Source organism: Acinetobacter sp. ANC 4805 (assembly GCF_022549495.1).
In the GTDB taxonomy this organism is placed as follows: Bacteria; Pseudomonadota; Gammaproteobacteria; order Pseudomonadales; family Moraxellaceae; genus Acinetobacter.
This window is the reverse complement of sequence record NZ_JAKZGD010000009.1, coordinates 1-13853: the sequence shown is the minus strand read 5'-3', so window position 1 is coordinate 13853 and position 13853 is coordinate 1. Positions and strand designations below refer to the sequence as shown.

Below are 13853 nucleotides of genomic sequence, written 5' to 3'. Positions count from 1 at the left end.
GGGTTCATCCTTGTACGAGGACATTGCATATCATGTGGTTATTAGTCTTAGAAGGTCTTGCGATCGGATGTTTACTTGGATTAACAGGTGCTGGTGGCGGTATTTTGGCTGTACCTGCATTGATGGCGAGTCAAGGATGGACAGTGTCTCAAGCTGCACCAGTAGGTTTGTTGGCAGTAACACTTTCTGCATTTGTTGGTATGGTTCAAGGCTTATTCAAGAAAATCGTACGTTATCGTGCCGCGATATGGATCGCTTTAATCAGCTTGCCATCAGCACGTTACGGGATTCATCTTGCGAGTATTATTTCTCCAGTTTGGTTAAGCCTTGGTTTTAGTATCGTGATGATGATTGTGGCTTATCGTATTTTCTTCAATAAGGTGAATGATTTTGAAGATCCGCCGTGTAAGGTGAATCAATCAACAGGGCAACTGATTTGGAATGTTAAAACTGCTTCAGTGTTGGGTATTATCGGTGTAATTGCAGGTCTATTAACTGGATTATTGGGGGTTGGTGGCGGTTTTGTGATTGTGCCAGCTTTACGTAAAGTCACTGATCTAGATATGCGTAGTATCGTTGCAACGTCATTGATGATCATTTTCTTAATTGGTGGTGTAAGTATTTCAATACACATTATAGATGGCTTTCAGTATCCAATCGCTGTAACCACTAGCTTTGTCGTGGCTTGTATTATCGGGATGTTAATTGGTAGACGATTAATCAATCTGATTGATATCAAAACGGTACAAAAGGTATTTGCTGTGGTGGTGATTTGTGTTGCCATTTACTTGGTGATTACAAGCTTGATGAAAATTTTACCTATGCTTTCTCTTTAATTTGAATACATATTAATTCGATAAAGATGTTTTTTAAATGTGCTTAGGCTTAAGCCAACTGGTTCTGAGTCTAAGCTAAAAAATAATATAAATTCATGTTTAGTGTGTCTTTTCATATTATGATGTGAGGCATGCTCTGGTGCGTACGATGCCAAGCTTCACATAAACTTCATATGATTTCTATTAAGATTATAAATATAAAAAGAGATTGGGTCAGGAAGAATCAATGTTTAAATTTTTTCTGCGATGGGTCGATAGTTGGTCACTGACTGATACTTTAGATAAACAGCAGCCTCAGCTTGAAGCAAGCACAAAAGATACTAATATTCAGTGGTTTAGGATTTTACCATTCATTTTGCTGCATATTGCTTGTTTTGCAGTGTTTTGGGTTGGGGTATCTTGGTTTGCTATCGCATTCATGCTGTTTTTTTATTTTGTGAGAATGTTTGCCATCACGGCATTCTTTCATCGTTATCTTTCGCATAAAACCTTTCAAACATCACGCCCAGTACAATTCTTTTTTGTTTTGATTGGAACAATGAGCGCACAGCGGGGGCCTCTATGGTGGGCAGCGCATCATCGTTATCATCATCGTTTTACCGATACCGAACATGATCCACATTCATCGACACATGGTTTTTGGTATAGCCATGTGGGTTGGTTCTTGAATGAGCAGAATTTTTTGATACGCAAAGAAGTCGTTAAAGATTGGCTAAAATTTCCTGAAATTGTTTGGTTAGATCGTTTTAGTTTACCTGTGGTCTTGTTCACTGCTTTTGCAATTTATTGTTTAGGTGAGTGGTTGGCTATTGCTTATCCGAGTTTAGGTACGTCAGGTTTACAGCTATTGGTCTGGGGTTTTGTCATTTCGACAGTTTTATTGATTCATGCAACGTTGTGTATCAATTCGCTTGCGCATCTGTATGGAAGTCGGGACTTTGAGACCAAAGACAACAGTCGAAATAATTTCTTTTTATCCATGATTACATTAGGTGAGGGTTGGCATAACAATCATCATTATTATGCAGGTAGCACTCGGCAAGGTTTCTTTTGGTGGCAAATCGACATCACCTATTACATTTTAAAAGTCATGTCTTTTTTTGGGCTGATTTGGGCAATCAAACCTGTACCACAACGTATTTATGATATGCATAGACGCCATCAATTAAATCTTAAAATGAACACCCATAAAATTCAAAGTGAGGAGTCTTGATGAAAATTGCAATCGTAGGCTCTGGTATTTCGGGTATGTATGCAGCGTGGAAATTATCCAAGCAGTATCAAGTCACTATTTTTGAAAAAGAGCATTATTTTGGTGGTCATACGGATACGCATGAATTATTGATTGATCAACATTATCTTGCTGTAGACAGTGGTTTTATTGTTTTTAATGCGTATAACTATCCGCTCTTTAGCGCAATGATTGCTGAATTAGGTGTAGAGGCACAAAATAGCGATATGAGCTTCTCTGTCAATAATCAGGTAACAGGGCTTCAGTACAATCCATCAAAAAAATGGTCGTTATTAACGCGACCACAAAACTTTCTAAAGAAGAATTTTCGGGTGATGTTGTCTGATCTAATTCGGTTTTATCAAGCCAATAAAGACGTTTCTGTCGAGGCATGTGATTTTGAATTAACCATTGATGATTATTTGAATCAAAATGATTATTCACAAGTGTTTAGAGATGAACATTTATATCCGATGTGTGGCGCGCTATGGTCAAGTCCTGTCGAACAGGTGGGGCAGATTCCATATAAGTTTGTCGTGAGTTTTTTTCAGCATCATCGTATGTTGCAATTAAAAGACCGTCCACAGTGGCAGACGGTGAAAGGTGGTTCAGCATCTTATATTCAAGCGCTTCAAGTAGGTTGTCCTTCGATACAATGGAAACAAGCCCATGTTCAAGAGGTAATACGAACGGAACACGCCGTCAGGATTGTTACAGATCAAGATCAAGAACAATTTGATTGGGTGGTTTTTGCGAGTCATGCTGATGACACATTGGGGTTGATAAAAGATGCTTCAGAAAAGGAGCGAGAAATCTTAGGTAGTTTTGATTATCAAGATAATTTGATGGTGGTACACAGTGATACATCGATTATGCCAAAGCGTAAATCGCAATGGGCAAGTTGGCATGTACATGTCACTGCTGAGAAAATGGGTACACAAAAGCGATTAGATTCAAGCAATACTCATTATGGGTTCACTTATTGGATGAACACGCTACAAAATTTGCCCTGTAAGACGCAGGTCTTTTCAACCTTAAATCCAAATTTTCCGATTGCAAAAAAATCCATCTGGGTCGAACGTCATTATCGACATCCTGTATTTGATCAAAAAGCGATTGCGGCACAATCCCGTTGGCAAGAAATTAATGGAAACAATCGTAGTTCATTTTGTGGTGCGTATTGGGGATGGGGCTTTCATGAAGATGGGGCACGTAGCGCAGCGCGTGTCGTTGATCAATTTGCATCTCTGAGCAACTGATGGAGGTGGTGTTATGTTGAATACGGCACTTGCGATTGCATCCGCAACAATCCATCATCGACGCTATGTACCTAAAGTGCATCAGTTTGAGTCAAATTTAACTTACTTATGGTTTGACCCCGATCAATTGGATTCATTTGTAAAAAAATCGTATTTATGGTCAGCAACAGGTTGGAACTTTTTAACCATTGATCCCAATGATTTTTTAAAAGGTTATCAGGGAAGTTTACGAGAAAGAATTAAAAAGATTTTATTGCAGCAAGCAGATACGATTTTATCGGCTCAATTAAATATTCGTATATTAGCGTTGCCGCGAACTTTAGGTTTTAGATTTAATTCGGTGGTTTTTTATTTCATTTTGGATGCTGAACAGCAGCCTATCTTCATATTAAGCGAGATTACCAACACGCCGTGGAATGAACGAAAAGTTTATGTTCACGATTGTCGAGGGAAAGTGCAAAACCAAGGTCATTATCGAAGTTTTGAGTTTAATTTTGAAAAATCATTTCATGTTTCCCCATTTATGCCGATGGAGATTGAATATAAATGGAAATTCAATTTTTCTGATGCCAAGCATGTAATTTACATGCAGCTTTATCAAAATCAACAGTTCATATTTGATGTCAGTATGCGTTTTCAACTTGAAAGCATCACACTTCCTTCACAACAACATCGTTATGCTATTCATCATATCTTTGAACCTTTCAAGATGTTCGCTTCAATTTATATTCAAGCTTTTCATCTATGGCGAAAGAAAGTTCCATTTTATCGGCACCCTAAAAAAGATAAGGATTTAAAATAAAATGATGAAAACGCTTATTTTCGGTGAACAAGATTCACTGCCTTTGGTTTTGCGAAGTCTATTGAAACTTCGTCATGGTCAAATTCATTTTCGTGGAGAATGGAACGGTACTGTAGGTGAGGTTTCTGATTTAGCAGCAACCATCGATATTCATAACAAAGCATTAATTGATCTTATTTTTAAAAATGGTGTGCTTGGTGCAGCTGAAGGCTATATTCGTGGTTATTGGAGCAGTGAACATCTGGTCGAGGTGATTCAGATTTTGGCTAGAAACCGCCATGTTCTGGATAAAATCAATCAGAATTTCATTTCACAAGCCAGTCAGTTGGTTTTAAAAACTTGGTATAAAACCCGTAAAAATTCATTATCAGGCAGCCGTAAAAATATTGCAGAGCATTACGACCTGAGTAATGATTTTTTTAAACTATTTCTTGATTCTTCCATGATGTATTCCAGTGCGGTGTATAAGCACAAAGATATGACTTTAGAAGAAGCATCGGATTATAAGAAAGAATTGATTTGTCAAAAGTTACAACTCAAACCGATGGATCATTTGGTCGAAATCGGCAGTGGTTGGGGCGGATTTGCGATTTATGCTGCACAGCACTATGGTTGCAAAGTCACCACGATTACCATTTCACAAGCGCAATATGATGAAGCCACCAAACGTATTGCAGATGCAGGGCTAAGCCATCGTGTCAATGTTCAACTCAAGGATTACCGATTACTAGAAGGAAAATTCGATAAGTTGGTTTCGATTGAAATGATCGAAGCTGTGGGTGAGCAATATTTATCGACTTATTTTAATAAATGTCGTGCTTTATTAAAACCAAATGGTTTGGGATTGATTCAAGCCATCACCATCGAAGATGCGCGTTATAAAAAAGCCTTGAACACAGTGGATTATATTAAACGCTATATTTTCCCCGGTAGTTTTATTCCATGTATCAGTGTATTGACCCAAGCTGCATCGGAACAACAGTTACGTTTAAAACATCTTGAAGATATTGGCTTGAGCTATGCGGAAACGATTCATCAATGGCGTGAACGATTTTTAAATGCCAACGCACAAGTCTTGGCTTTGGGATTTGATGAAAACTTTATTCGGATGTGGGATTTCTATCTGTGTTATTGCGAGGGTGGTTTCAAAGAAGGGGTGATCAGTGACGTACACCTTTTATTTGAAGCAAGTGCTTATTAATCATCAACCGATCTGAGGTAGCAGGGAGGCAGTGATGTGGTGGCAGTTATTTTTACTTGATGCCGTGGTCATGGCGATGTGTTGGTTATGGGCAACTTATAATCATCGTGCAGGTATTGTCGATGTGGCATGGAGTTTTTGTATTGCTCTGAATATTGTTATTACAGCATTATTTGTTGATGTCGCACCGTTAAATGTCAGGCTGTTTATTGGAATATTGAGTTCAATTTGGTTTTTACGCTTAAGTTTTCATTTATTTCGCCGTTATCTCGCCGAACATGAAGAAGATAGACGATATGCCAATATGCGTAGCGCAATGGGAAAATATCAACACTTCGGTTTTTTCATTTTCTTTATGTTTCAAGCTGGATTAGTCATTTTATTTAGTATCCCGATGTGGAGTTTAATGCATGTTCCAAGTTCTGTATGGGGGATTGAAACCAACGATTATTTGATTATCGCAGGTATGATCATGGTGATTGCATTTATAGGTGAAGTGATTGCTGATCAGCAATTGTATCGTTTCAAACAGAAGATGAATCATCATGGCAAAACTATGGATCAAGGTCTGTGGAAATATTCGCGACATCCAAATTATTTTTTTGAATGGATTCATTGGTTCGCCTATCCAATTTTAGGGCTCGCAGCAGGATTGTATAGTTTATGGATTTATCCCGTGTTGATGTGGTTGTTTTTGTACTACATCACAGGGATTCCATTTAGTGAACAACAAGCATTAAAAAATCGAGGTCAAAATTATCTCGATTATCAAAACCGGACTTCTATGTTTATTCCGTGGAAACCCAAAGAGTAGGTACGCACATGGACTTTATTATTCAAAAATCTTTAAAACTCGTCGAAAGCGGTTTAGTTCCTGATCAAGCGATTCGTGCAGCCATTCGTGCATTGAGTAAAAAGCGTTTGATTCAAGAAGGGCGCTACGATCCTGAACAGGGTGCGCAACGTTATATGGATGTGCTTCACATGTTAAAGCACAGTGAAATCGCGATTGAAACAGACAAAGCCAATGAGCAACATTATGAATTGCCTACCGCTTTTTTTCAGGCGGTTTTAGGAAAACGTCTTAAATATAGTGCCTGTTTTTTTCCGCATGATCGAACTTCATTAGATGAAGCTGAAGAATTTGCACTACAAATTTATAGTGATCGCGCTCAATTAAATGATGGTCAACATATTTTGGAACTGGGTTGTGGTTGGGGATCATTTACATTATGGATGGCGGAACGTTATCCGAATGCAAAAATTACTGGAGTTTCAAATTCAGCAACGCAACGTCAATATATTTTGGCAGAAGCTGAACAGCATGGTTTAAATAATGTCGAAATCATAACATGTGATGTCAATGTACTCGAATTAAAACAGGGTTCATTTGATCGTGTAGTTTCGGTGGAAATGTTCGAACATGTCCGAAATTATCAAAAATTGTTTGAGAAAATTCAATCTTGGCTCAAGGTCGATGGGCTGTTGTGGTGTCATATTTTTTGTCACCGTTTCTTACATTACCCATTTGAAATCCAAAGTGAATATGATTGGATGTCGAGATACTTTTTTACAGGTGGTTTGATGCCTGCAAGTTCAACATTTCTGCATTTTCAAGAACATTTAGAATTATCAAAGCATTGGCAATGGTCAGGTACACATTATGAAAAAACGGCGAATGCTTGGCTGGAAAATATGGATCGCAACGCTGAGCAACTAAAACCACTGTTTGAACAGGTTTATATGCAAGATGCTGATGCATGGTGGCAACGTTGGCGAATTTTCTTTATGGCATGTGCAGAATTATTTGGATTTGAGCAAGGACAAGAATGGGTCGTGGGTCACTTCTTGTTCAAAAAGAAAGTCGTATAATCAAATATGATTCTGTAAGTAGATCAGCCTATGTTTAGATCAAAAAAAAATGATGGAACTAATCATCCATTGAGTGAGATATTTAATCGCTACTATTGGTTACAAATTGGGCTGATCGCGCTTTCGATTATTATCGGTATTGCCTGTAGTGCGTGGGTGATCAAAGGATCACTGCTCAAAACTGCACTTGAACAAGAAATGGAACATTATTGGATTCGTGTCGAACGCAATCCGAATGCGGATCTTCCTGATACTAAGAATTTATATGGTTATCGTTGGTCGTCGAATATGCCACCGCAACCTTTTCGTGATATGACCTTGCAACAGGGCGTACATCGTATCTATGTAGATGGTAAAGATCGCATGACGGTGTATGGCGAACGAGATGGTCAGCATGTGTTGTTGGTGTTTGGCGAAAGCAATGTCAACAAGATTGTCTGGATGTTTGGCCTAGCGCCGTTAATGTTTAGCTTAATTATCTTGTATAGCATTTTATGGTGGTCAAACCGTCGAGCACGTCGTTATTTCTCACCGATTACCCGTTTGGCCAATGCCTTAGAACAGATAGATTGGGCACATCAAAATAAGGAAGCCTCACCATTTCAAGATATTAGTACCAATGGCAATATGGAAGCGGAGTATTTAAAACAGGCGTTAGAGCAGTATCATCAAGTGCTGACTGAATTTATTCATCGTGAACGCGAGTTTACGGGGGATGTCAGTCATGAATTACGCACACCTTTGACCATTTTGAAAGGCAATGTCCAAATTTGCCAAGCACGGTATGGCAATGATAAATCATTGAATCGTATTGCAAATACGATTGAGGATATGCAATTGTTGGTAGATACGCTACTCGCAATTGCAAGAAATACCACCAATACCTTGACTGCTGAGCAGATGCAATTATCTACTATTATTACTGATTTGGTTCATGATTTAGATACGGTCAGTCAAAGCAAAGGGATTGATATTCTTGTTCAATATGACGATTCAGAATTGACTCGCTTACTTTATCCATCCATGACCAAAATGGTTCTCAGCAATATTTTGCGTAATGCTTTAAATTATTCTCAAGGTTCAAATATTCATATTATTCAACGCAAAAATAGCATTATTATCGCTGATAATGGCATTGGCGTGAGTCTTCCAAACGAATCTAAAGTTCAAGAGTTAAGTCGTTCACAACTCAAACTCAATCCTAAAGGGCATGGTATTGGTTTACAGCTTGTGCAAAAACTATGCACACAATTGGGTTGGAGAGTTGAACTATTTGATCGACAATATTATTTGAATACACATATTGAGTTAGCGTTGCAAAACACAACAGGTTTAATTGTTGTGGTGTATATGAATTAAGCATTGGTATCTTCAAGTGCAATTTTTAAACCGACACCTGAGATGGTATGAATAAGTTTTTGTGTAAAAGGTTTATCGACCATTTTGCGTAAGTTATAAATATGACTGCGTAACGCATCACTCTCAGGTTCTTCATCGCCCCATAACTCAATCATAATTTCTTGCTTGGTAATCACTCGAGGTGAATTTCTCATTAAAATTTTAAGCAATTTAAATTGAATTCGAGGCAATTCAATATGTTGACCTGCCCGAATAATGGTTTGGGTCGAACTGTCTAAGATTAAGTCATGAATCTGAATTTTACTCTTTGAAACTTCACCCAATGAACGTTTAATTAATGCACGAATACGCATCACCAATTCATTAAAATCAAAGGGTTTAACTAGATAATCATCAGTGCCAGCAACAAAACCTTTTAATTTGTCATCCAATGTATCGCGGGCAGTGAGCATGAGCACAGGAATATTCATCCCTTGGTCTAATCGTAGCCATTCACAGAGTTCATAGCCAGAGCCATCGGGTAAATTTATGTCTAATAAAAGCAGATGATAGGCTTGTGTCTTCAGAAAATTACGCGCTGCATCTAGATTGCGGGCATGATCAATGACGAAGCCATGTTCTTCTAAAAATTCGCAGACGGTTGCGGCGAGCTCATAATGATCCTCGACCATAAGAATAAATTGATTGTTCATAATGAGATGATCAAGTTATTGATGGAGTAATTGTTGCTTCAATTTAGCATTAAATGGAACACTGCCAAACCAAATTTTAAAATACTGATTTGCGCTGTGATCCGTAATAGAACCTAAACTTTTCTGATTTAAAAACAAGGTGAGTGTTTTGGTATTTTGTTTATAGTTGAGGCTATATAGATCACCTTTTTTTACAGGTCGATATAATTCAGTAATGCTATTGAGTGGCGAGCGATCAGAGAAGTTTGCAATATTTTTTTCAAGATAATGCGTTGCAGCACGTTTAAATGCCCATTCAGGAATATCATGGTGATATGCAAAATCTAATCTTATATCCTGTGTTTCCCAATTTTCTTGACAATCATGGGCTGAGTAGGTAACAGATCCCACGGTTTTTGCCATGACGATGAGTGGGGCATTGTGGCAGCTTTGGAGTGCCGCATTTACGAGGTGTACACTTGTGATGAGGTTGATGGTGCAAAATAAAAATATTTTTCTCTTCCAATTGCTATGCATGGTTAGCTCCATTTGGGCGATAAGCTTTTATTTGAAAAGCGGATCAACTTAGAAATATTTTAATAAGCATAAAAGTTGAGATGACGTTCAAGTCGTTGTATTTCATGATGTGCATACGCTAGATTGCTATGGTTACGATCTAAAATCACATATAGAAAAAGACTGTGATTACTTTCGAGTGGATGAATAATGTGATATTGGTTTTTCATGCTGATTAAAATCCCCTCAACATAATCTGTTTTATTGAGTTGTTTGATTAACTTTTTCTGATGTTTGAATATTGCTGCACCCTCTAGTGCGAGCATATCAATATTCAAATCATCATCACCGATAGAGCCTAAAACAGAGCCATCGTAGCAATCCACTAAAGCCAGTACAATTAAACCCTCTATATGGTTGAATTGTTTTAAGAAAATATGATCATTCATAATCTATTCTATATATTGAGTGGCTGAATTTTAGACTATCTTTTGAAGGGTAGAATCAAAGAATAGGCTTTCCCGAGATAGGGTAAAGAACGATATAACCCATTGGCAGGGTCCCAATAATCTTGTTGGAAAATAATTTGGTTTGATGCATTAATTTTGATTTCGCTGATACCGTATGACGCCATGGTTTTGCGATGACCAAACATTTTAAAGTCATACGCCATATACCAATGAATATATGCAGAATCATTGTGGTAGGTTGCATTGATCAACTTCACATTGACATGACTAACATGCTCATTCATTCCTGAAAAATGTTTGACTAAGTCTTGTTTGTTTGAAAATTGAGATAGGGTATCGTTGATGTATAAGTCATCAGCATAAAGTTGGCTTGCATTTTGGATAAAACTTGCAGTTCCTAGTGTATTAAATGCCGTAGTGAAACGCACACCAATTGCTGTGGCTTGTTCTTGAGTCAGGGGGATTCCTGATACTGCTTTATTCGCTTTAGCATAGTCCGATGAATAGCTGGGGATACTTTTACAAGAGGCTAGAGAAAATAAAGCCAATGTTGAAACGGCTAAAGTTCTGAGAAATGCCATATCTATAAACTCATTTCATTTTATCAATAGCTTAAAATGAGTGGTGTGAATCCGATGTGAACTCGCTGATTTAATCATCAAAAGTAAAGCCACGATCATGTGGCTTTATGTAGAGCAGAAGGATTGCTTGGAGCAGAGGTTCTTACTTTTTCGATTTTTTGGATTTCAGATATTCTTGGTAAGCATCATCAGCAAAACGTCTTAAAGAATCACCAATTGCAGCATATTGAAATTCATTTAAATTGGCTAACGATGCACGTGCAGAGGGATGTTGTACACCAAAACCAGAGCCAGGCAGCAGTACTACACCTGTTTCATCCGCGACACGGAAGAGTAATTCAGTTGGGTTTTTATTTTTCATGACCCAATCTGCAAACTCATCACCATAGAGTGTGCGTGAGGTATTTTCTAAGTCTACCAATGTATAGTAATCCACCGCGTTTGGATCTTGAGGCACATCAACACCCAGTTGTCGATAGAGTGCGGCATCACGATCACGAACCACAGATTTAACGGCTTTCTTATAGCTTTGACGTGAATCCATTAGATTGAATAATGCAAATAACACCATCTGAACTTGTTGTGGTGTAGATAGACCTGCTGTGTGATTTAATGCGACATTACGACTGTCAGCCACCAAACGATCAATAAATTTAATATTCGTTGGGTCAGTTGTTAATGAAGAATAACGTTCCTCAAGCTCTTTCTTATCTTTTTTAGAGAGTGCGGCCAGTTTCTTATCTAAGATATTATTGTTGCTTAGCGCAATCACGCCGAGTCGCCAACCTGTTGCACCGAAATATTTTGAGAATGAATATACAAGAATCGTATTATCAGGGCAGATTGCAAACAATGATTTAAAGTTATCAGCAAAAGTTCCGTATACATCATCAGTCAGAATAATCAAATCAGGGCGTTTTTTAACAATATCTGCCAAAATCGCTAAACCCTCATCGCTCAGTTTAACTGAAGGAGGGTTACTTGGATTGACAAGAAAGAAAGCTTTAATCGATGGGTCTTCTAATTTACGTAGTTCAGATTCAGGATATTGCCACCAAAGATTCGGGTCAGCCTCAATCAAGACTTCTTCAAGTTGGTAATCATTCAGTTTTGGAATTTCGAGGTAAGGTGTAAAGATGGGGGTGCCGATCGCAATTCGATCGCCATTGGCAATTATTTTATTTTCTTTAAGTGAGTTAAATATATAGGCCATTGCAGCAGTTCCGCCTTCTACTGCAAATAAATCTAACCCTTCTTTAGGCATACCTTGTACACCCATTTCGCGTAACACATATTCTTTAATGATGGTTTCACTTAACCGTAACATGCGATCTGGAACGGGATAATTACAACCTAAAATACCTTCGACCATTTCAAGTAAGAATGCATCGGGATCTAAGCCCAACTGATCTCTAACATAAGAAATGGCTTTTCCTAAGAATACCACGCCTGGTTTATCTTGATTTTGCATCACAAAATTATCAAAGCGCGATTGCAAACCGACAGGACGTGGAAAACCACCTAAACCTTCAGGCATAAAAGAAAAGGAAAACTCAGATTCTGTGGCTGAAAATAAACCTAATTGGAAAAATGCTCGACGAGGAAGCGTTGCTAAAAAGTTAGGATTGCCTCGACCAGCATTGAGCATCAGCCGATCTGTTCTACTTTGTGCTAATTCAATAAGATTATCTTTCAATTCAAATGGGCTAAGTTTTGCATATTTAGAGTAATCAATATTCCCCATGGGGAGTCTCCTTATTTATAGTCAGGCTGATGATTTATTGTTCATCATCAATTTATTTAAGCTAAACCCACGATCAGTGGGCCTAGCAAGGTAAGAAAAACATTTGCCAATGCATAGGTAATTGCAAATGGAACAGTCGGAATGGAGTTACCTGCTTTATCTAAAACGCCACCAAATGCAGGATTGGCACTACGTGAACCAGACAAAGCACCAGCCATGACTGCGACATTGTCATAACGAAGGACATAACGAGCGAAAAGCATTGAAAGAATAAGTGGGACCAGCGTCACCACCACACCAATCATAAACAGAGATAGACCACTTTCTTTAATGGTTTGAATGGCTTGTAAACCTGATTGCAAGCCGACAGCAGCGACAAATCCAGCAAGCCCTAAATCTTTAAGCAGTTGTGATGCAGCCAATGGCATATTGCCATGGACTTGATTTCGACTTCGTAACCAGCCAAATAGAAGACCAGACAGTAGGGCACCACCACCTGCGCCTAGTGTTAGAGGAACATCACCAATACGGATCACGAATAAACCAATCAGTAGACCAACGACCAAGCCTGCGCCGTGAAAAATCCAGTCGGTTTTTAAGCTTTCAGGTAAGGCTTTACCTGCTTCTTTAACTAAACGTTCAAGATCACTTTTCGTCCCATAAACGGTTACGACATCGCCTTGGCGCAAGATGGTGTCATCACTTAATGTTTGTATTTCATCGTTGTGTTTAATTCCAAGTACATAAATGCCATGTTTTAGATAATCGGGTGTATTGGTTTTGATATCGCCCAGTGTACGATTGATATATTTAGAGTTTCTGAGAATGACATCCGTGGTATCCATGATCATTTCCATTCCTTGAGAGGATTGGAGTTCTGAACCGATCTGCTCAGCAATTGAAACGACACTGGCTCTACGACCAACAATAAGAACGACATCATCCGTTTGTAGAGTAATTTCAGGAGATACATCTATAAACTGATCTTTACGTTTAAGTCGCTCAATGGTAATACCGGATTTCTGTGTTTCTAATTCTGCAATCGTTTGACCTGATGCTTGTTGAACTTTATAAATCCGCCCTACGATCTCAGGCATTGCCAGTTCTTGACCAGGCGCGAGTTCAAATGCACCTTTTAAACGTTCGGATTGAGCTTTTAATGCATCATCATGAATTTCTCGCCCCATGAATTTCGGTAAGATATTCACACAAATAATAGATCTCTTGCGAAAGTAAGAAATGTTTTATACTGATCAGATGAGATATGAAAATTTAACACGATTTAATGATAAGGAATTCAAACGATTAGTT

Annotated in this window: 13 protein-coding genes and 1 pseudogene; 8 read left to right on the top strand and 6 right to left on the bottom strand. The window is 38.3% G+C overall.

Annotation, left to right across the window (positions count from 1 at the left end; genetic code table 11):
- The first annotated feature begins 32 nt into the window (after window positions 1–32).
- The 8 genes from MMP60_RS12435 to MMP60_RS12400 all read left to right on the top strand — a co-directional run bounded on the left by MMP60_RS12435 (window position 33) and on the right by MMP60_RS12400 (window position 8560).
- A complete protein-coding gene (locus MMP60_RS12435) occupies window positions 33–836 on the top strand; it encodes a sulfite exporter TauE/SafE family protein (RefSeq protein ID WP_241336594.1) in 804 nt (267 codons plus the stop codon).
- 226 nt (window positions 837–1062) lie between these two features.
- Window positions 1063–2049, top strand: coding sequence for an acyl-CoA desaturase (locus MMP60_RS12430; RefSeq protein ID WP_241336593.1), 987 nt, complete (start codon window positions 1063–1065; stop codon window positions 2047–2049).
- Complete coding sequence (locus MMP60_RS12425; protein WP_241336591.1) at window positions 2049–3326, top strand: NAD(P)-binding protein; 1278 nt, start codon at window positions 2049–2051, stop codon at window positions 3324–3326. The genes MMP60_RS12430 and MMP60_RS12425 overlap by 1 nt, the downstream gene beginning before the upstream one ends.
- A 13-nt stretch (window positions 3327–3339) precedes the next feature.
- A complete protein-coding gene (locus MMP60_RS12420; RefSeq protein WP_241336590.1) occupies window positions 3340–4128 on the top strand; it encodes a DUF1365 domain-containing protein in 789 nt (262 codons plus the stop codon).
- Between the two features lies 1 nt (window position 4129).
- Window positions 4130–5329, top strand: coding sequence for a cyclopropane-fatty-acyl-phospholipid synthase family protein (locus MMP60_RS12415; protein ID WP_241336589.1), 1200 nt, complete (start codon window positions 4130–4132; stop codon window positions 5327–5329).
- Between the two features lie 34 nt (window positions 5330–5363).
- Entirely contained in the window at window positions 5364–6143 is a 780-nt protein-coding gene (locus MMP60_RS12410) for a DUF1295 domain-containing protein (RefSeq protein ID WP_241336587.1), read from the top strand.
- Between the two features lie 8 nt (window positions 6144–6151).
- Window positions 6152–7201, top strand: a complete 1050-nt coding sequence (locus MMP60_RS12405) for a cyclopropane-fatty-acyl-phospholipid synthase family protein (RefSeq protein WP_241336583.1) — start codon at window positions 6152–6154, stop codon at window positions 7199–7201.
- Window positions 7202–7231: 30 nt separating this feature from the next.
- Window positions 7232–8560: a HAMP domain-containing sensor histidine kinase gene (locus MMP60_RS12400; protein ID WP_241336582.1), complete on the top strand. Its 1329-nt coding sequence runs from the start codon at window positions 7232–7234 to the stop codon at window positions 8558–8560.
- On the opposite strand, the gene MMP60_RS12395 is transcribed toward MMP60_RS12400, so the two are convergent.
- The 6 genes and pseudogenes from MMP60_RS12395 to MMP60_RS12370 all read right to left on the bottom strand — a co-directional run.
- The gene (locus tag MMP60_RS12395; protein ID WP_241336581.1) at window positions 8557–9252 is read right to left on the bottom strand and encodes a response regulator transcription factor; all 696 of its coding nucleotides are present in this window, start codon (window positions 9250–9252) and stop codon (window positions 8557–8559) included. The two genes, MMP60_RS12400 and MMP60_RS12395, sit on opposite strands and share 4 nt — an antisense overlap.
- A 15-nt stretch (window positions 9253–9267) precedes the next feature.
- Complete coding sequence (locus MMP60_RS12390; RefSeq protein ID WP_241336580.1) at window positions 9268–9768, bottom strand: chalcone isomerase family protein; 501 nt, start codon at window positions 9766–9768, stop codon at window positions 9268–9270.
- Between the two features lie 59 nt (window positions 9769–9827).
- Window positions 9828–10196 carry a roadblock/LC7 domain-containing protein gene (locus MMP60_RS12385; protein WP_241336578.1) on the bottom strand — a complete coding sequence of 123 codons (369 nt, stop codon included), beginning with the start codon at window positions 10194–10196 and terminating at the stop codon, window positions 9828–9830.
- Between the two features lie 35 nt (window positions 10197–10231).
- Entirely contained in the window at window positions 10232–10798 is a 567-nt protein-coding gene (locus tag MMP60_RS12380) for a nuclear transport factor 2 family protein (RefSeq protein WP_241336577.1), read from the bottom strand.
- 142 nt (window positions 10799–10940) lie between these two features.
- A complete protein-coding gene (locus tag MMP60_RS12375) occupies window positions 10941–12542 on the bottom strand; it encodes a bifunctional aspartate transaminase/aspartate 4-decarboxylase (RefSeq protein WP_241336576.1) in 1602 nt (533 codons plus the stop codon).
- 56 nt (window positions 12543–12598) lie between these two features.
- A pseudogene (locus tag MMP60_RS12370) lies at window positions 12599–13759 on the bottom strand (TrkA C-terminal domain-containing protein); the annotation flags it as partial.
- Between the last annotated feature and the right edge of the window lie 94 nt (window positions 13760–13853).